Source organism: Micromonospora sp. DT48, assembly GCF_049844495.1.
GTDB lineage: Bacteria > Actinomycetota > Actinomycetes > Mycobacteriales > Micromonosporaceae > Micromonospora.
Map to the genome: position 1 here is coordinate 240,649 of NZ_JBNCLE010000007.1, position 18,618 is coordinate 259,266.

At 71.7% G+C, this 18,618-nt stretch carries 18 protein-coding genes and 1 pseudogene; 13 read left to right on the forward strand and 6 right to left on the reverse strand.

Annotated features, from left to right (window positions below; genetic code table 11):
• The first annotated feature begins 326 nt into the window (after positions 1-326).
• The 11 genes and pseudogenes from ACLQ2S_RS09165 to ACLQ2S_RS09215 form a co-directional block, all read left to right on the forward strand.
• Positions 327-1,568 (forward strand): D-alanyl-D-alanine carboxypeptidase family protein, encoded by a 1,242-nt coding sequence (locus ACLQ2S_RS09165; RefSeq protein WP_425701574.1) that lies wholly within the window; start codon positions 327-329, stop codon positions 1,566-1,568.
• A 76-nt stretch (positions 1,569-1,644) separates the two neighbouring features.
• On the forward strand, positions 1,645-2,886 hold the full coding sequence (locus ACLQ2S_RS09170) for a D-alanyl-D-alanine carboxypeptidase family protein (RefSeq protein WP_425701509.1): 1,242 nt from the start codon (positions 1,645-1,647) through the stop codon (positions 2,884-2,886).
• Entirely contained in the window at positions 2,883-3,695 is an 813-nt protein-coding gene (locus tag ACLQ2S_RS09175) for a M15 family metallopeptidase (protein ID WP_425701510.1), read from the forward strand. The genes ACLQ2S_RS09170 and ACLQ2S_RS09175 overlap by 4 nt, the downstream gene beginning before the upstream one ends.
• Before the next feature lie 297 nt (positions 3,696-3,992).
• Entirely contained in the window at positions 3,993-4,859 is an 867-nt protein-coding gene (locus ACLQ2S_RS09180; RefSeq protein WP_425701511.1) for an ion transporter, read from the forward strand.
• A 119-nt stretch (positions 4,860-4,978) separates the two neighbouring features.
• The gene (locus tag ACLQ2S_RS09185) at positions 4,979-7,801 is read left to right on the forward strand and encodes a Na+/H+ antiporter subunit A (RefSeq protein WP_425701512.1); all 2,823 of its coding nucleotides are present in this window, start codon (positions 4,979-4,981) and stop codon (positions 7,799-7,801) included.
• On the forward strand, positions 7,798-8,262 hold the full coding sequence (locus ACLQ2S_RS09190) for a Na(+)/H(+) antiporter subunit C (protein ID WP_309222974.1): 465 nt from the start codon (positions 7,798-7,800) through the stop codon (positions 8,260-8,262). The genes ACLQ2S_RS09185 and ACLQ2S_RS09190 overlap by 4 nt, the downstream gene beginning before the upstream one ends.
• Complete coding sequence (locus ACLQ2S_RS09195) at positions 8,259-9,836, forward strand: Na+/H+ antiporter subunit D (protein WP_425701513.1); 1,578 nt, start codon at positions 8,259-8,261, stop codon at positions 9,834-9,836. Before ACLQ2S_RS09190 ends, ACLQ2S_RS09195 begins: the two co-directional genes overlap by 4 nt.
• Positions 9,833-10,462: a Na+/H+ antiporter subunit E gene (locus ACLQ2S_RS09200; RefSeq protein WP_425701514.1), complete on the forward strand. Its 630-nt coding sequence runs from the start codon at positions 9,833-9,835 to the stop codon at positions 10,460-10,462. The genes ACLQ2S_RS09195 and ACLQ2S_RS09200 overlap by 4 nt, the downstream gene beginning before the upstream one ends.
• Positions 10,459-10,722 (forward strand): monovalent cation/H+ antiporter complex subunit F, encoded by a 264-nt coding sequence (locus ACLQ2S_RS09205; protein ID WP_155216400.1) that lies wholly within the window; start codon positions 10,459-10,461, stop codon positions 10,720-10,722. The genes ACLQ2S_RS09200 and ACLQ2S_RS09205 overlap by 4 nt, the downstream gene beginning before the upstream one ends.
• On the forward strand, positions 10,719-11,093 hold the full coding sequence (mnhG, locus tag ACLQ2S_RS09210) for a monovalent cation/H(+) antiporter subunit G (protein ID WP_155216398.1): 375 nt from the start codon (positions 10,719-10,721) through the stop codon (positions 11,091-11,093). Before ACLQ2S_RS09205 ends, mnhG begins: the two co-directional genes overlap by 4 nt.
• 201 nt (positions 11,094-11,294) lie before the next feature.
• Positions 11,295-11,456, forward strand: a pseudogene (locus ACLQ2S_RS09215) (RtcB family protein); the annotation flags it as partial.
• Between the two features lie 36 nt (positions 11,457-11,492).
• Here the strand turns inward: ACLQ2S_RS09215 and ACLQ2S_RS09220 are convergent.
• Complete coding sequence (locus tag ACLQ2S_RS09220) at positions 11,493-12,467, reverse strand: hypothetical protein (RefSeq protein WP_196222497.1); 975 nt, start codon at positions 12,465-12,467, stop codon at positions 11,493-11,495.
• 41 nt (positions 12,468-12,508) lie between these two features.
• Here ACLQ2S_RS09220 and ACLQ2S_RS09225 point away from each other — a divergent pair, with 41 nt between their 5' ends.
• On the forward strand, positions 12,509-12,664 hold the full coding sequence (locus tag ACLQ2S_RS09225) for a hypothetical protein (RefSeq protein WP_196222496.1): 156 nt from the start codon (positions 12,509-12,511) through the stop codon (positions 12,662-12,664).
• Positions 12,665-12,737: 73 nt separating this feature from the next.
• Here the strand turns inward: ACLQ2S_RS09225 and ACLQ2S_RS09230 are convergent, their stop codons facing one another.
• The 5 genes from ACLQ2S_RS09230 to ACLQ2S_RS09250 all read right to left on the reverse strand — a co-directional run bounded on the left by ACLQ2S_RS09230 (position 12,738) and on the right by ACLQ2S_RS09250 (position 17,196).
• Positions 12,738-13,283, reverse strand: coding sequence for a DUF488 family protein (locus ACLQ2S_RS09230; RefSeq protein ID WP_425701515.1), 546 nt, complete (start codon positions 13,281-13,283; stop codon positions 12,738-12,740).
• Between the two features lie 173 nt (positions 13,284-13,456).
• Entirely contained in the window at positions 13,457-14,347 is an 891-nt protein-coding gene (locus ACLQ2S_RS09235; RefSeq protein ID WP_155216394.1) for a Gmad2 immunoglobulin-like domain-containing protein, read from the reverse strand.
• The gene (locus ACLQ2S_RS09240; RefSeq protein ID WP_425701516.1) at positions 14,344-15,825 is read right to left on the reverse strand and encodes an ATP-binding protein; all 1,482 of its coding nucleotides are present in this window, start codon (positions 15,823-15,825) and stop codon (positions 14,344-14,346) included. The genes ACLQ2S_RS09235 and ACLQ2S_RS09240 overlap by 4 nt, the downstream gene beginning before the upstream one ends.
• Positions 15,826-15,838: 13 nt before the next feature.
• Positions 15,839-16,519 carry a response regulator transcription factor gene (locus ACLQ2S_RS09245; protein WP_155216390.1) on the reverse strand — a complete coding sequence of 227 codons (681 nt, stop codon included), beginning with the start codon at positions 16,517-16,519 and terminating at the stop codon, positions 15,839-15,841.
• Between the two features lie 98 nt (positions 16,520-16,617).
• The gene (locus tag ACLQ2S_RS09250) at positions 16,618-17,196 is read right to left on the reverse strand and encodes an AMIN-like domain-containing (lipo)protein (RefSeq protein WP_155216388.1); all 579 of its coding nucleotides are present in this window, start codon (positions 17,194-17,196) and stop codon (positions 16,618-16,620) included.
• A 232-nt stretch (positions 17,197-17,428) separates the two neighbouring features.
• Here ACLQ2S_RS09250 and ACLQ2S_RS09255 point away from each other — a divergent pair, with 232 nt between their 5' ends.
• On the forward strand, positions 17,429-18,613 hold the full coding sequence (locus ACLQ2S_RS09255; RefSeq protein WP_155216386.1) for a snapalysin family zinc-dependent metalloprotease: 1,185 nt from the start codon (positions 17,429-17,431) through the stop codon (positions 18,611-18,613).
• Positions 18,614-18,618 lie beyond the last annotated feature (5 nt).

Here is an 18,618-nt window from a genome sequence, read left to right on the forward strand (position 1 = left end):
CGGCGGGTGTGCGCAGTGGGATGCCCGGGAGGACGATTCGACAGCGGCGGCCGGCCCCGCCCCGCGTGCCGAGGACCTTCGGGTGCTGCCGGACCTGCTGCGGGAGCGCTCCCGCAGCAGGTCCGGGCGTTTCGTGTGTTCGGTCGTGGATACGCGAAGACACCGGGGACGGTTCAACAGATCCCCGCGAAGATCGCGGCTGTCGGCGGGGCGATCCCGGCCCGGCGGGGTGGACGGCATCGGCGATCGTGCCGTTAGTCTGCGTCTTCATGAGAGTTCGGGCTCTGGTCGCCGGCTGCGCCGCCGTCGCCGCAGTGACGATATCCATGACTCCCGGTGTTGCCGCGAACACTGCGGGTTCCGGACGGTCCGTCCCGCTCGCACGTCCGGCTGCCGCCGTGACACCGCCGCCCGCACCGGACTCTGCCGGGTCGGCCCCGACGGCGGTGCCCTGCCCGAAGGCGGTGGCGCCGAAGGTGACCCGATCACCGAAACCGACACCGCCGCCGCCCGTTCCGGAGCATCGGGTGGTCGGCGGTGACGCACTCGCCACCCCCGGCCTGATCGTGCCGCCCGGAGTGCCCGCGCCACCGAAGGTGACCGCGTCGTCGTGGCTGGTGGCCGATCTGGACAGTGGCGAGGTGTTGGGTGGTTGTGGGCCCCACGAGTACGCCACCCCGGCCAGTGTGCAGAAGCTGCTGCTGGCCGCGACCATGCTGCCGAGGCTGGACCCGGCCGAGGTCGTCACGATCACCAAGGAGGACCTGGACATTGCCCCGGGCAGTTCGGCGGTCGGCCTGCTGCCGGGTGGCCGGTATCGGGTGGAGACGCTCTGGCTGGGCCTGCTGCTGCAATCCGGCAACGAGGCGGCGAACGCGCTGGCCCGTCTCGGTGGCGGCGCGGACGGTGTGGCCGGTGGGGTACGCGCGATGAACGAGCAGGCCCGGCTACTCGGTGCCCGGCAGACCCACGCGGTCACCCCGTCCGGGCTGGACGCACCCGGTCAGTTCACCAGCGCGTACGACCTGGCCCTGATCGCGCGGGCCTGCTTCGCCGATCCGGCGTTTCGCCGGTACGTGCTCACCGAACGCACCCGCATTCCCGCGCAGAAGGCGCTGCGGGGCAAGGGCTTCGAGATCCAGAACGAGAACCAGCTCGTGTACCGCTATCCCGGTGCGCTGGGCGGCAAGACCGGCTTCACCGACTACGCGCGACACACGTACGTCGGCGCGGCCGAGCGGGACGGTCGGCGGCTGGTCGTCACGCTGCTCGGTGCCGAGCCTCGGCCGCTGCGTGGGTGGGAGCAGGGTGCCGCGTTGCTCGACTGGGGGTTCTCGCTGCCCCGGCAGACCAGCGTCGGCCGACTGGTGGAGCCGGGGGAGTCGGACGCCGAACCGACGCCGGCCGGGGCCGGGCCGATCGCGGCGGCACCGCCGGCCGGCGGACCGTCGAACACCGACCGGCCGGGTGCGGGCATGTTCGTGGCGCTGGCGGTGGGTGCGGTCGCGATCGCGGTGGCGATCCTCGCCGGGCGACGATCCCGCGTCGCACCGACCTCCGCCGAATAGGTGGTGGCGCGAAACCGCCGTCCAGGCTGGTCGATTCGCCAGACTCGCCGGAATTCACCCGATAGTGTCGGCGATTGTGAGAGTTTCCGCGCTCGCAGTCGCGGTGGCTGCCGCCCTGCTGACCACGCCCGTGGTGCCCGCCTCCGGCGCCAACGCGGTCGCGCCGGTGCCGTGCCCGCGTCCAGCGCCACCGGCTCCCGGACCCACTCCGCCGGTGACACCCTCTCCGGACCCGGTGCAACGGGCCGTCGGTGGCCCCCGACTGGCCACCTCCGGCCTGGTCGTGCCTCCGGGCGTGCCGAAGCCGCCGAAGGTGGCCGCCGCCTCGTGGCTGGTCGCCGATCTGGACAGCGGCGAGGTGCTCGGTGGTTGTGGGCCCCACGAGTACGCCACCCCGGCCAGCGTGCAGAAGCTGCTGCTGGCCGCGACCATGCTGCCCAGACTGGACCCGGCCGACGTCGTCACCATCACCGCCGGTGACCTCGACATCGAGCCGGGCAGTTCGGCCGTGGGGCTGGTCGAAGGGGGCCGCTACCGGGTCGAGACGCTCTGGCTCGGGCTGCTGCTGCGCTCGGGAAACGAGGTGGCGAACGCGCTGGCCCGCCTCGGTGGCGGCGTGGACGGCATGGCCGGTGGGCTACGGGCGATGAACGAGCAGGCCCGCCTGCTCGGCGCGTACCAGACCCACGCCGCGACCCCGTCCGGGCTGGACGGTCCGGGTCAGTTCACCAGCGCGTACGACCTGGCTCTGATCACCCGGGCCTGCTTCGCCGACGCGCGTTTCCGGCGGTACGTGGCCACCCGGGAGGCGACCATCCCGGCCCAGCCGAGGCAGCGCGCCAAGGGGTTCACCATCGTCAACGACAACCAACTGCTCTACCACTATCCCGGCGCGCTGGGCGGCAAGACCGGCTACACCGACCTGGCCCGGCACACCTACGTCGGTGCCGCCGAACGCGGTGGGCGTCGCCTCGTGGTGACGCTGCTGGGCGCGGACGTGATCGACCAGCGGGCGTGGCAACAGGGCGCTGCCCTGCTCGACTGGGGCTTCGCGTTGCCCCCGGCGGCTTCGGTGGGCGTCCTGGTGAGCCCCGGCTCGACGACCGCCTCGGCGGCACCGGCGTCGGTGCCCCCGCAGGCGCTGCCCGGTGGCGCGTCCGGGGCGGAGACGGACGATCCGCGTGCCTTCGCCGGTCGGCTCCGGGCGGCCTCCCTGGTCGGTCTCGCCGCCGGTCTGACGCTGCTCGTCGTGGGTCTGGTGGGCCGCCGCCGGCGGCTGCGCACCGCCGGGACGGGACGGCCGCCGCGTACCGAATGACCGGGACGGCGGCCGTCCGGGGATGGCTGGCCGCGGCGGTCGCGGCCGTCGCGCTGGTGGTGGCCGGGTGTACGCGCGACGAACCGCACCCTGCGCCCACGTCGCCGACCCGGGCCGGGCCGGGCTTCGTCGTGCTGTCCGATGTGGATCACCGAATCCTCACCGACATCCGGTACGCCACGGCGCACAACTTCGTCGGCCGCCGCATAGCCGGTTACCAGGAGCCGTTGTGCCTGCTCACCGCCCGTGCCGCCGAGGCGTTGCGCGCGGTGCAGGAGGCCGCGCTCGCCGTCGGCCGCAGCCTCAAGGTGTACGACTGCTATCGCCCACAGCGGGCCACCGAGGACTTCATCGACTGGACCGGTCAGCCGGGCCAGGACGGCATGAAGACCGAGTTCTACCCACGGGTGGCCAAGACGCAGCTGGTGGAGCGCGGCTACCTCGGCGCGCCCAGCGCCCACAGTCGGGGCAGCACCGTCGACGTCACCCTGGTCGACCTGCCGGCACCCGAGCCGAGCCGCTACGAACCCGGTCAGCCGCTGGTGGCCTGCACCGCCGAAGCCGGACAGCGCTTCGCCGACGCCAGCGTCGACATGGGCACCGGCTTCGACTGCTTCGACCCGCTGTCGCACGTCGACGCGGACCGGGTCAGCGCCATCGCCCGCGAGAACCGGCGGCAGTTGCGACAGTTGATGGTCGACGGCGGTTTCGTCGGCTACGACAGGGAATGGTGGCATTTCCGCTACCGCGACGAACCCTGGCCGGACACCTACTTCGACCTGCCGGTGGCCCGCTCCTCGGCGGGCTGACCGGCCCAGCGGCGGCACGTGTCACCGGCGGCTCGCCGGACAACGCGGCGGGGCTCCACTCAGGTCCGACCCGACGTGCCGGGGCGTGGGTGGGCTGGCTTCCGGTGCACCGGAGGGGCGTCGGGCGGGTCACCCGCCGCCCCGTAGGCTGTCGGCCATGATTGCCGTACGTCAGCACGCCGACGACGCACGGTGCGCGGTGGCGCCGAATCCGGTAGCCGCGCCGGGGCCGGTCGCCCGATGAGGGGCAGGCGCCTGCCGGTCCCGCGACGCGGGTCGGCTCGGAGCTCCCACGGATTGTTCGACCTCTGCGCCCGGCTCGCCGCCTCCCGCTCCTTCGAGATCGCCATGGTGGTGGTCATCCTCGCCAACGGGGTGGTCCTCGGCCTGGAGACCTATCCGGACCTGGGGCGCGCCGGCCCCGCGCTCCGGCTGCTGGAGTGGGGCTTCCGGTCGATCTTCGTCATCGAGATCACCATCCGGATCCTGGCCTACGGCCGCCGCCCGCAGGACTTCTTCCGGCACGGCTGGAACGTCTTCGACTTCCTGGTGATCGCCGCGATCTTCCTCCCCGGACTGCACGGCGACTCGGCGCTGCTGCGGGTGGTCCGGGTGCTGCGGATCGTCCGGCTGGTGCGGTTCTCACCCGGCCTGCGGACGATCGTCGCCGCGTTGTGGCGCAGCCTGCCCGGCATCGGTGGCTTCTTCGCACTGGCCGTGGTTACGCTCTACGTCTACGGCATGGCCGGCTGGCTGATCTTCGGCGAGGTCTATCCGGACCAGTACGGGGACATCGGCCGGTCGTTGCTGACGCTGTTCGTGCTGCTGTCGTTGGAGACCCTCCCGGAGCTGATCGAGCAGGGGATGGCGTTCTCGCCGTGGACGGTGCTGTACTACGCCAGCTTCGTGGTGATCACCGTGAACCTGCTGCTCAACATCCTCATCGCGGTCTTCGTCAACTCGATGGAGGAGGCGCGTCGGCTGGAGATGACCGAGGGGCTCGGCCCCGGTTACGACTCCGACGGCGACGGCGTACCCGACGAGGTGGACCGGATAGCGATCAGTCAGCGTCTCGACGACCTGCGTACCCTGATCGTCGAGCTGGAACGGGAGTTGCGTATCGACCGTGACGACGGTCGACTGCGGCGGGTGGGAAAGGAGTGACGGCCACCGGCAGGTCTCGTTACGACGTGTCCGCGTTTGATCAGTATCACGACGGATGCGGATAACGGCTGTGACCGGATAAGGTCGTTACACCGTCTGATGATCTCTGGGGAGGCTGTGTGCTGGCACTGGTGGCGGTCCATGCGTTGGCAGCTGTGATCGCCCCGGGGCTGGTGCGGCTCTGGGGACGCAACGCTCTTTACCTGGTGGCGCTGCCACCCGCTGCGGCGCTGATCTGGGCACTCAGCCACACGAGCGGGGTGCGCGGCGGTGAGCCGGTGGTCGAGACGGTGCCGTGGGTGCCGCAGCTCGGGCTCGAACTCGCACTGCGGATGGGCACGGTGTCCTGGCTGATGGTGGCCCTGGTCGGTGGGGTCGGCGCACTGGTGCTGGCCTACAGCGCCCGCTACTTCCGCACCGACGATGCCGGTCTGGGTCGTTTCGCCGCCGTCTTCGTCGCCTTCGCCGGCGCGATGCTCGGCCTGGTGGTCTCCGACGACCTGCTGCTGCTCTACGTGTTCTGGGAACTGACCACCGTCTTCTCGTACCTGCTGATCGGCTACGACCCCGTGAAGCGCGCCGGTCGGCGGGCGGCCATGAAGGCCCTGCTGGTGACGACGCTGGGCGGTCTGGCGATGCTCGCCGGGTTCGTCATGCTCGGCCAGCACGCCGGCAGCTACCGCTGGTCGGAGGTCGCGGAGAACCTGCCCAGCGGCGGTTACCTCGCGGTCGCCGTGGTGCTGGTACTGCTCGGCGCGCTCAGCAAGTCCGCGATCTTCCCATTCAGCTTCTGGCTGCCCGGCGCGATGGCCGCCCCGACGCCGGTCAGCGCGTACCTGCACGCCGCCGCGATGGTGAAAGCCGGTGTGTTCCTCGTCGCCCTGATGGGACCGGCGGTCGCCGACGTCGCGCCGTGGCGACCGGTGCTGCTGGCCACCGGCTTGATCACCATGTTCCTCGGCGGCTGGGCCGCGTTGCGCCAGGTCGACCTCAAGCTGCTGCTGGCGTACGGCACGGTCAGCCAGCTCGGTCTGCTGATGGTGATCCTCGGCGGCGGCACCCGGGACGCCGCGCTGGCCGGTGTGGCCATGGTGCTGGCCCATGCGCTGTTCAAAGCCACTCTCTTCCTCACCGTCGGCGTCGTCGACCACGCCACCGGCACCCGGGACCTGCGTGAACTCAGTGGCCTCGGCCGCCGGTCACCGGCCCTGGCGGTGGTGGCGGGACTCGCCGCCGCCTCGATGGCCGGGCTCCCGCCGATGGCCGGGTTCGTCGCCAAAGAGGCCGCGCTGGAGGCGCTGCTGCACGGCGGCACCGCCGACCTGGTGGTGCTGGCCGGTGTGGTCTTCGGCTCGGTGCTGACCGTCGCGTACACCCTGCGGTTCCTCTGGGGTGCGTTCGCCGACAAACCCGGCATCGAGGCCACCGAGGTCCGGCCGGTCTCCTGGTCGCTGCTCGCTCCGGCGGCCGTGTTGGCCCTCGCCGGGGTCACCGTCGGCGTGCTCGCCCCGGCCGTGGACCGCCTGCTCGCCCCGTACGCGGACCTCTACCCCTCCGCCGAGACCGGTTACCACCTGGCGCTCTGGCACGGTTTCACGCCGGCGCTCGGCCTTTCGGTGCTCGCCGTGGCCGGTGGTGTCGGGCTGTTCCAGCTGATGCGCCGTGAGCGGGTGCGGGCCACCCTGCGGCTGCCGTTCGACGGTGCGGACGTCTACCGCAAGTCGATCGGGCTGGTCGACCGGCTGGCGGTGGAGCTGACCGGTGCGACCCAGCGTGGTTCGCTGCCGTTCTACCTCGGCGTCATCCTGGTGGTGCTGGTCCTGCTGCCGGGCGGCACGCTGGTGGCCGGCAGCCCCTGGCCGCAGCGGTTCCACCTCTGGGACACGCCGTTGCAGGGGGTCGCCGCCGCCGTGGTGGTGGTCGCCGCCGTGATGGCCGCCCGCGCGCTGCGCCGGCTCACCGCGATGATCCTGGTGGGCGTCGCCGGATACGGCATCGCGCTGCTGTTCATCCTGCACGGCGCGCCGGACCTGGCGTTGACCCAGTTCCTGGTGGAAACCGTCACCATCGTGATGTTCGTGCTGGTGCTGCGGCGGCTACCGGCGAAGTTCTCGGAGCGACCGATCCGGTCCAGTCGGCGCGGTCGGGTGGCCTTGGGGGTCGCCGTCGGCGCGATCACCGCCGGCATGGCGTACGTCGCCGCCGGGGCCCGGCAGGCCGTCCCGATCTCCGTCGGCTTCCCCGACGAGGCGGTGTCGTACGGCGGCGGCAAGAACGTGGTGAATGTGACCCTGGTGGACATCCGGGCGTGGGACACCATGGGCGAGATCGCGGTGCTGGTGGTGGCCGCCACCGGCGTGGCCAGCCTGATCTTCCGCCACGCGCGCGACCTGGACCGGCGCAGTGACATCCCCGGCGGCGGTCGGGCCGAGTCGCCCCGTCCCCGCTGGCTGACCACCGGCGCCACCGCCCGCGCGCAGTCGGTCATCCTCCAGGTGATCACCCGGCTGCTGTTCCACGCCATCATGCTCTTCGCCATCTACCTGCTCTTCAGCGGCCACAACGCGCCCGGTGGCGGCTTCACCGCCGGCCTGGTCGCCGGTCTCGCCCTGGCCGTGCGCTACCTGGCGGGCGGGCGTACGGAGCTCAACGGGGCGGCGCCCGTCGACGCGGGCATGGTGCTCGGTGCCGGGCTCTTCGTGGCCGTCGGTACCGGTCTGGCGGCGCTGCTGCTCGGCGGCGAGTTCCTGCAGAGCGCGCTGCTCGACTTCCACCTGCCGGTGCTGGGGCACGTCCACTTCGTCACGTCGGCCTTCTTCGACGTCGGTGTCTTCCTGATCGTCGTCGGCCTGGTGCTGGACATCCTGCGCAGCCTCGGCGCGGAGATGGACCGCCAGCACGAGACCGAGGACAACGAGGTACGGGAAAAGGAGCTGGTGTGACACCGAACCTCACCTACGTCATCGTGATCGGCGTGCTCGTCGCGGCCGGCGTGACGTTGCTGCTGGAACGCAGCCTCACCCGGGTGTTGATGGGGGTCATCCTGCTCGGTAACGGGGCCAACCTGCTGCTGCTCACCGGTGGGCGGGCCGGCGCGCCGCCGATCGTCGGCAGTTCCTCGCAGGAGGAGATGAGTGATCCGTTGCCGCAGGCGATGATCCTCACCGCCATCGTGATCACGCTCGGCATGACGGCGTTCCTGCTCGCCCTGGCGTACCGCAGCTGGCACCTCAACGGGCACGACGAGGTGCAGGACGACGTCGAGGACCGCCGGATCATGGACCTCGCCGAGCGCGACGAGGTCCCGGACGACGACGTCGACGGTGACGATGACGACGACAACGAGGAAACCGGTGCCGACCGGACCCTGGCCGGCACGGTGGACTCGGGGAGGGCCGGATGACGCACCTCGTTCCGCTGCCGGTGGTGATGCCACTGCTCGGCGCGGCATTGACACTGCTGCTGCTCGGGCGTCCGCGCGCCCAGCGGTGGGTGAGCCTGACCGTGCTCACCGCCACCGTCGGGGTGGCCGCGACGCTGCTGGTGCAGTCCAGCAAAGACGGGCCGCTCGTGGTGGAGGTCGGCGGCTGGGTCGCACCGTTGGGCATCGTCCTGGTGGCCGACCAACTCGCTGCCCTGATGCTGGTGGTCTCCGCCGCGGTGACCCTCTGCGTGCTGGTGTACTCCATGGGTCAGGGCATGGCCGACGGCAACGAGGAGACGCCGCTGTCGGTCTACCACCCGACCTACCTGGTGCTGACCGCCGGTGTGTGCAACGCGTTCCTCTCCGGTGACCTGTTCAACCTCTACGTCGGCTTCGAGATCCTGCTGGTCGCCAGCTACGTGCTGCTCACCCTGGGCAGCACCGAGACGCGAATCCGGGCCGGCACCACGTACGTCGTGGTGAGCCTGCTCTCGTCGGTGATCTTCCTGGTCGCGATCGGCCTGGTGTACGCCTCGACCGGGACGCTCAACCTGGCCCAGCTCGTCGACCGGCTGGACGCCCTACCGGACGACCTGCGGCTGTTGTTGCAGGGCATGCTGCTGCTGGCCTTCGGCATCAAAGCGGCGGTCTTCCCCCTGTCGGCCTGGCTGCCGGACAGTTACCCGACCGCCCCGGCCCCGGTCACCGCCGTCTTCGCCGGACTGCTCACCAAAGTCGGTGTGTACGCCATCATCCGGACCGAGACGCTGCTCTTCCCCGGCGGTCGGACCGCGACCCTGCTGATGGTGACGGCGGTGCTGACCATGGTGGTCGGCATCCTCGGCGCGGTCGCCCAGTCGGACATCAAACGGTTGCTGTCGTTCACCCTGATCAGCCACATCGGCTACATGCTCTTCGGAGTCGGGTTGACCTCGGCTCTCGGGCTGTCCGCGGCGATCTTCTACGTGGTGCACCACATCACCATCCAGACCACCCTCTTCCTCGCCGCCGGCCTGGTCGAACGTCGAGGTGGCAGCACCAACATGGAACGCCTCGGTGGCCTGGCGAGACTCTCGCCACTGCTGGCCATCCTGTTCTTCGTGCCCGCGCTGAACCTCGCCGGCATCCCACCCTTCTCCGGGTTCCTCGGCAAACTCGGCCTGGTCCAGGCCGGTATCGACGACGGTGGGGTGTTGGCCTGGATCCTGGTCGCCGGTGGGCTGATCACCAGTCTGCTCACCCTGTACGCGGTGGCCCGGGTGTGGAACCTGGCGTTCTGGCGGGCCCCGCACGCGGAGATGCCGGACGCCGACGAGGCGGAGCAGGCATCCCAAGTCGACGGCTCGGTCCAGCCGCAGCAGCCGTTGCCCGCCGGGCGCTCCGGCGCCGTGCTGCCCAAGCTGATGATCGCGCCGACCGTGGCGCTGGTGGTCTTCGGCCTGGTGCTGACCGTGGTCGCCGGTCCACTCTTCGATGTCAGCAGTGACGCCGCCAACGACCTGCTGCGTCGGACACCGTACGTCGACGCCGTCTTCCCGGGGGGTACGCCGTGAGCGCCGACCAGATGACCCCCGCCGAACCGGTCGACCCGCCGAACCCGCCGCTGAGCCGATCGGCCCGGCACCGCAACCAGATCATCGCGATGACCGGTCTGGTGACGGTCTGGGTGCTGCTCTGGGGCACGCTCTCCTGGGCCAACGTGATCAGTGGGCTGGTGGTGGCCGCGATCCTCATCGCGGTCTTCCCGCTGCCGCCGGTGACGTTCGCCGGGCGGATCCACCCGCTCGGGATGCTGCGTTTCTGGCGACGCTTCCTCAGCGACCTGGTGGTCGCCTCGGCGCAGATCGCCTGGCTGGCCCTGCGGCCGAAACACGTGCCGCGCAGCGCCATCATCGCGGTCCCGTTGCGGGTGAACACCGACCTCAACCTCACCCTCACCGCCGAGGCGCTGACCCTCGTCCCGGGCAGCCTGATCCTGGAGGCCGACCGCACCACCGGCACCCTGTTCGTCCACGTCATCGGTGTGAACAGCCGGGACGAGGTCGAACAGTTCCGGCGCAGCGTGTACGACCTGGAGGCGCGCATCATCGAGGCCGTCGGCTCAGCCGACGAGCTGCGCCGAGTCCGCACCGCCGGGTACCCGAACCCGTTGGCGCACCTGGAAGGGGAACCGACATGACCACCGTCGCCGTGACCGTCACCGTGTTGTTGGCGGTGGCCGGTGGGCTGACCCTGAGCCGCATCATCCGGGGTCCGTCGATCCTGGACCGGGCCGTGGCCACCGACGTGCTGCTGGCCATCATCGTCGCCGCGATCGCCACCGAGGCCGCCTACAGCCGTGACGCCACCGCCCTGCCGGTGCTGGTGGTCCTCGCGGTCCTCGGGTTCGTCGGGTCGGTCAGCATCGCCCGTTTCGCCACGCGGAGGAAGAGCGAATGACCCTCGACGCCGTCCTCGACATCGTCGCCGCCGTCTGCCTGATCAGCGGCGCGCTCCTCAGTCTCGCCGCCGGGGTGGCCCTGGTGCGCTTCCCGGACCTGCTCACCCGGATGCATGCCGCCGCCAAGCCGCAGGTCCTCGGACTGCTGCTGGTGCTGGTCGGCTGCGCGCTGCGGCTGCGGACCGGCGTGGACATCACCACGCTGGTGCTGGTCGGCATCTTCCAGCTGGCCACCGCCCCGGTGGCCGCGCACATGATTGGTCGGGCCGGGTACCCGCACGAGGAGATCCGCACCGACCTGTTGCTCACCGACGAACTCGCCGCCCACCTGGACCGGCTCGCCGGTGAGCGGGACGAGGTCCGGGCCTGAGGGCCGGGCGATATCCATTGCGGGGCGGCAACGCAACCACTACCGGCCGACTGGCGTACTCGTGCCCACCGGCGCACCAGCTGGCCTGATCACATCGCCCCGGCGATCGGACGGACGCAGCTAGCCAGCGCGTCGGCCGACGCCGAGGGCCGCCCCACCCGCCACGGGTCGGGGCGGCCCTCGTGTTCTCCGCACCCCGCGTGCCTGGCGGCGCAGACGTCGGGTGTGGAGTGCCGCAAGGACGCCGGAGTTCTCGACGAGATCCCCGGCGCGTACAAGGACATCACCGAGGTGATGGCGCAGCAGGATGACCTGGTCGAGGTGGTCGCCCACCTCAAGCAGGTGATCTGTGTGAAGGGTTGAGCTGCGGTCGACGCCCGTCGGGGGCAGGCGTCGACCCTACGTCCCGTCGGCCGCGCTGATCTCCGTGTGCCAGTCCGGCACATGTGCCTCGGCGAGGCGGTGCCACGTCGCCGGGCCGCCCCGCAACGGCCAGGCACGGGTGGTGCCGTAACCGGTTTCGATACCGCGTAGGTCGCGGGCGAGGCGGCGGTGCGCGGCGGCGAGGGCCTCCGCCGCGCCGGGCGTACCGGCGGACACCTGGTGCCGTACGGTCCGGGTGGTCGTCGCGTAGCGGCGCACGGTGGTGTCCGTGTCGACGTCGACCTGGTGCTGGTCCACCAAGGAGAGCGTGAGCACCGGCGGCTGTCCGTCCTCGGCGGCAGCGGCGACGAGTCGATCGTGACCGTCCAGCACGACGGGGCAGTCGAGACCACTGATCCACCAGAGCAGCACAGGGGGGAGGATGCCCTCCCGGAACTGCTTCCGATAGGCCCTGACCCGCCCGGCCTCAGGGTTGGCCAGCGGGCGCAGCGGCAGAATCTGCCGGTGCCGGTCTCCGCTGAACCAGTCGATCCAGCCCCGGTCGTGCGGCAACAGGACCGGGGTCCGGTGCCGCGCCGCGTCGCCGGCCGGGTGGGCGATGTCGCCGCCGATCACCCAGCGACCCGCGTGTAACGGCCCGTCGACGGTTCCGCTCAGCGCGGCAGCGAAGTGGTGCGCCCACCGCCCCTGCCAGACGCCGCCCGCGTCGGCGGTGCCGAAGGTCGCCGCCTGGGCGGCGCGGATCGGCGCGACCGGCGGGCGGTGCTGCCCTGTTGCGGCGTACGCGACGCCGAAGCGGTCATCCGCCACGCTGGCCAGGAGCACGATCTCGGTGCCGTGCCGCAGCACGAGCAGGCCGCGGCCGGCTACCTCCACCCGCAGTGCGGGGCGAGCTGGCTGTTCGACGTCGAGGACCAGCGCATGCCACGCCCCCTCCGCGCTCGACGTGGGAAGGTTCCTCCGGCGTACCGCGTGCTGCTGCTGGGCCACGGACCCATCATCGGTCACCGCAGGCCGGCCTCCGCGCCGAGGTGGTCAAGCGGCAGGCGCTCGCCCGACGGGGCATGAACCAGTACGCGCCGCCGAGTCGCCTGCACGTCTGGCTGAACGAGGTCACGATCCGCGCGGTCACCCTGCCCGGCATCCGTGACCTCGTCCGTCGCGGCATCGAACGCCAGAACCGCTGAGCCTCACGTGGAGAGGGGATCGCCGCTTCGGTGCGGACCATTTCGTCAGGGGGACAGAACGCCACGTCGTGGCTCACGACGACGGCGGGTAGGTTACCTGCCCGTCCGTGCCGATCGACGGATCCGCACCCCACATACCGAGTTCGTGCCGCCGAGGCGCGGCGTTGCCGATCAGGTGCCACACCGTCCAGCCGTCAGCGGTGAGCGTGTTGGCGATGAGCAGCCGGTGGCAGCGCCACGGCATCGGCTCGCCGCACATGATGGCGGTGCGGTGCTGTGTGGCGAGGTCGGCCAGTCGGCTGATGCCTGCCTGATACTGGGGCGTCAGGGTGTAGTCGGCGTAGTTCTTGAAGCTTGGTTGCCGCCAGCCCGCGTTGACCTGCGGGTCCACGTCCTGTTTGCGGCGTCGGCCGCCCAGCTCGGGCAGGTGCAGGTAGTCGATGCCGGCCCGCTCCAACCAGTGCGGCAGCGCGTCGCGGCTGAACTGCGGGTTGCGTCGCGACCCGGGCTGCGCGCGGACGTCGACGAGCAGAGTGATGTCGTGCTCGTGCAGCGGCTTCAGGAACGCCGGCTCGGGGCATGTCCAGTGCCCGATGGTCCAGATCTCCCGCGATGTCACTGTCGGCCTCGTTCGGTGGAACTCCTCGTCGTCGCGTCGGCTGGCGGCACTCGCCGCCGTCAGGCCGAACAGTCCGAGCGTACGGCCACAGGGGCACGCGGCCGCCCGACTTGGGCGTACAGCGGCGGATCGCAGCCATGCCCGGGAAGCCGTCGCCGGTAGGGAACGGTGGTCTACCCGGTGGCGGCCAGGGTCACCGGTACGGCGACGGTCTTCGTGCGGGAGCCGTCGTCGGCGGACACCTCGTACACCTCGATCGTGCCGGACTGGTCGCGGGAGAGCCGGTAGCGCACGTTGACCCGGTAGCTGCCTCGGCATCCGGTGCCGCAGGTGGCGGTGGTGAAGGCGGTGGCGAGCTGGCGGCCGGTGGCGTCGAGCACCCGGACGTTGACGGTCGCCTCGAACACGTCCGCGCTGCCGGTGACGGTGACCGGGCTGGTCACCCGGTCGCCGATGGTCGGGCTGGTCACCACGATCGGCGGCAGCAGGTCGGCGTAGTCGGCGCGGTCGGTCGGTGTGGCGGTGCCGAAGGCGACCTGCCGGACGGTGGGGAACTGGGTGAGGGTGTAGACCACCTGGGCCTCCCGTAACCTGCCGACCACCGGATCGGGCGCGGCGGCCAGCCGGACCGTGGCGACACCCGCGACGATGCGGCTCACCTGCGTGCCGTCGGGCACGAGGGTGACCAGGCCGGTGGCGGACTCGGCAGTGGTCGGTCCGGCGGCCAGTTCCTCCAGGGCGAGCCGTGAGGTGGCCACGGTGGTCGGCCGGGTACGCCGGGTCGGTGCGAGTCGCCCGTCGCGGACGTACCACAGTTGCAGGGTGAGGGTCGCCGCCCGGCTGGCGGCGGTGGTGCCGGGGTCGCGCGTCGGCCGGGCGGGGGTGTCGGTGTTCGGGGGCGTGCTGGTCGACGCCGCCGTGGTGGGCGGCTCTCCGACGCTGGTGGAGCTGGGCGGGCCCGGCGCGGCGGTGGGTGCCGGGCCGAGCGAGCCGGACCGCGGCGGCGCGCACCCGGCGACCAGGACCAGCAGGGCGAGCAGCGACGCGGTACGGCGGCGGGTCATCCGGCACCGCCGCTCGACTCGGCCGGTTGCGGGTGCCCCGACTCGGCGTCGTCGGCTGTTACGGGCAGGTCGAGGCGGAACCGGGTGCCCGCACCGAGGGCGCTGTGCACGGTCAACCGGCCACCGAGCAGGCGGGCGTTCTCCCACGCGATGGCCAGACCGAGCCCGCTACCGCCACCGGAGCGCGCCGGGTCGACCTTGTGGAACCTGTCGAACAGGCGGGGCAGGTGCTCGGCCGGGATGCCCGGCCCCTGGTCGGTCACGTCGACGTGCACCCGGTCGCCGGACCGGTTCGCCCGTACCCGGATCTCACCCGCGCCGTGCTGTACCGCGTTGGCGATCAGGTTGCCCAGCACCCGTTCCAGTCGGCGCGGGTCGGTGCGCAGCCGCAGCGGGGCGCCGTCGATCGCCACCTGGTCCGGCCGGCCGCGCGCGGCCACGATCCGGTGGACCAGGGCCGGTACGTCCACGTCGGTCAGGTCGACCACCTCCCGCCCGGCGTCCAGCCGGGAGATCTCCATCAGGTCCTCGACCAGGCGGCGCAGCCGGACCACGTCGGTGACCAGCAGCTCACCGGCGCGCCGGGCGTCGCCGGGCAGGTGGTCGAGGTGGTCGCCCAGCAGCGAGGCCGCGCCCACCAGGGCGGTCACCGGGGTACGCAGCTCGTGCGCCACGTCGGCGGTGAAGCGTCGCTCCCGTTCCTGTGCGCGGTGCAGGGCCGCGATCTTCGCCTCCAACGCCTCGGCCATCTCGTTGAACGAGGCGGCCCAGGCGCTGAACTCGTCGCGTCCGCGCACCGGCAGCCGGGTGGCGAGCAGGCCCTCGGTGATGGCTCGTGCGGCCCGGCTGGCCCGCCCCACCGGTTCCAGGGTGCGCCGGGCGAGGGTGTGCCCCACCGCGGCGGCGAGCAGCACCACCAGCACCCAGCCGGCCGCGAGGGCGTTGCGGAGTTGGTCCAGTCCGGCGGCGAGGTCGTCCTCGCCGGTGATGACGTACAGCTCGGCGGTCGAGCCGGGGATCCGGCCACCCACCACGAGCAGCCGGGTCGGCTCGGCACTGCGCTGGTAGCCGAGCTGTCCGGCGGCGACCATGCCGCGCAGCCGCTCGGTCAGGGGTGGTGCGTACGCCGGGTCGGAGGGCCAGCTGTCCTCGGCGACCAGCACCACGTGCCGACCGCTGTCCTCGAAACTGGTCAGCAGGTCGGTGCGGCGCTGCTCGGTCAGCGGCAGGAACTGCCGGGCCAGCACCAACTGGTACCGGGCGTCGGCGGCGGCGGCGTGCAGCGACGCGTCGTAACGGGTCTGCCGCAGCAGCAGGTACGACCCACCGGCGAGCACCCCGGCGGAGATCCCGGCGACCAGGACGAACGCGATGGTCAGCCGACGGCGCAGCCGACCGGGCCGTACGGTCTGCCGGTGCGCCCTCGCCGGTGCGGGGGGCTTGTCCGGCGTCGTGGCCCGTACCCCGGTGGTGTCCATCGTGGCTGCCCGGTCATCCGGCGACGAGCTTGTATCCGGCGCCGCGTACGGTGCGGATCAGCCGGGGGTTGCCCGGATCCGTCTCGACCTTGGCGCGCAGCCGTTGCACCGCGACGTCGACCAACCGGCTGTCGCCCAGGTAGCTGTGGTTCCAGACCCGGTCGAGCAGCAGTTCGCGGGTGAACACCTGGCCGGGGCGGCGGGCGAGCTCCAACAGCAGCCGGAACTCGGTCGTGGTCAGCGGCACCTCCTGACCGGCGCGGCGGGCCACGAACGCCCCGGGGTCGATCTCCAGGTCGCCGACGCGGAGCGGGGCGGGCTCCGGCGGCACCGCCGTGCGGCGCAGCACCGAACGGACCCGGGCTACCAGTTCGGGCAGGTCGAACGGCTTGCGCAGGTAGTCGTCGGCACCGCATTCGAGGCCGACCACCACGTCGATGGTGTCGGTACGGGCGGTCAGCATGAGGATCGGCACCGCACTGCTGCGCCGGATCTCGCGGCACACCTGGAGGCCGTCGAGGCCGGGCAGCATGACGTCCAGCACGATCAGGTCCACGGTTGCGGCCCGCCAGACGGCCAGGGCCTGCCGTCCGTCGGCTGCGGTGTCCACCCGGAAACCGGCGCGGCGCAGCCCGAGGGCGGTGACCTCCCGGATGGAGGCGTCGTCCTCGACCACCAGTACGCGGCCGTCCATGATGCACTCAGGGTAGTCCCGGTATGCCGGTGGGCCGCTCGACGTGACGGGCGGTGACGGGGGACCGGTCGGTGCCGAACCCCCGTCCCCACGGTCGGTCACTCCTGCCACTGGTGTGCCACGTCGAGCACGATCCGGCTGTGGCCTTCCGGCCCGGCCAGGACGAACACCCGGAACGGCAACCGGGCGCGGACCCCGACGGCGAAGGTGCTGTAGCCCTCGAAGCTGCCGCCGAAGACCACGTCGCGCAGCGTCGGGTAGCGCAGCACGTTGGCCACGTGCTCGCCGGTGCGGTACGGCACCGTCGCCAGGTGCTCGTCGTCGTAGGCGGGGGCGCGCAGCGAGACCCGCAGCAGCGCGTCACCGGCGGTGTACGGCGACAGCGCCAACCCTTCCCCGTCGGTGTACGTCTCGCCGTAGGCGACGGCGTAGCCGGTGACCGGGCCGGCGAACTCGAACACCACCCGGTCGTAGCAGTCGTGTCGGCCGACGCGTACGTCGACCAGCGGGGCGGAGCTGAGCGCCCCGGCCGTCTTGTCGCCGCTGCCCCAGGTGATCCCGCAGTAGGGCGCCCCGGTCGCCGCCTGCTTGGCGGTGGTGGGCGGGGCCGTGGCCGTCGCGGCGACCAATGCGGCGAGCGCCACGAGCAGCGTGGCGGCGGTCCTTCTGATCGGCATCCTCATCTCCTTTCTCGTCCCGCCGCGACCTATCGCGCGAGCGGGTGTGAGCTGGTGGAATCCACCGTCGTGGTGCCCCGCCACCGCAGTTTCACGGTGGCGTAACACGCGAGTAACAGCGCCCGGGCGGTATGACACTTTCGCGATGAGAACCGGCGAAGAATGACTATTAACATTCACGCATATCGATTGCGACGCGTTGGTGCGCCGCTCAGTCCCAGGGGAGTGCGTGATGATCCGACGACAACTGCTGCGCGCGGCCACCGCCGCGCTGGCGGCGGTGCTGGCGGCAGCCGGGGTGCAGGTGGTTACCGCCGCCAGCGCCTCCGCCGCCCGGACCGTCTACTACGACGCCAGCCGGGCCGGTGAGTTCCGGACCAACTTCGACCAGGCCGCCCAGATCTGGAACAGCCGGGTCAGCAACGTCCGGCTCGTGGCCCGCACGCCCGGCAACATCACCATCTACGTCGACAACGGCTGGCCCCGGGCGCAGACGACCAGCCTCGGCAACGGCCGGGTCTGGATGGGATGGGAGGCGGTCAACCAGGGCTACCACCGTACCCGGATCGCCACCCACGAGATCGGCCACATCCTCGGCCTGCCCGACCGGCGCACCGGCCTCTGCTCGGACCTGATGTCCGGCAGCAGCGCACCGGTCTCCTGCACCAACGCCTACCCCAGCGCCGCCGAGGCGAGCCGGGTCAACCAGCTCTTCGCCGGCAGCCGGAGCGTCTCGGCCGCCACCGGCACGTTCACCTGGACCGAGGACTCCGGCGTCGGGACGCTGGTGGTCAACGGTCGGCCGGCCACCGAGAACTACCCCTGGCTGGTCTACACCTCCGGCTGCACCGCAACCCTGATCAAGTCCAACTGGGTGGTCACCGCGAAGCACTGCTCGACCCCGTCCTCGGTGCGGGTGGGCAGCATCAACCGCACCAGCGGCGGCACGGTCGTCCGGGTCAGCCGGGCGGTCAACCACCCGAGCATCGACGTCAAGCTGCTCCAGCTGGCCAGTTCGGTCAGCTACGCGCCCGCGCCGATCCCGAGCACCTCCGGCGCGGTCGGCACGGCCACCCGGATCATCGGCTGGGGCCAGACCTGCGCGCCCCGTGGCTGCGGCTCCGCGCCCACCGTGGCACACGAACTGGACACCTCGATCGTGGCGGACAGCCGGTGCCTCGGCATCAACGGCCCGTACGAGATCTGCACCAACAACACCAACGGCAACGCCGGTGCCTGCTACGGCGACTCCGGCGGCCCGCAGGTGCGTCGGATCAACGGCGTGTGGAACGTCATCGGCGCGACCAGCCGGGCGGGTAACAACAGCTCCACCTGCGCCACCGCCCCGTCCATCTACGGTGACCTGCCCTCGATCCGCTCCTGGATCAACACCCAGGTCGGCGGTCTCCCCGCCTGACACCA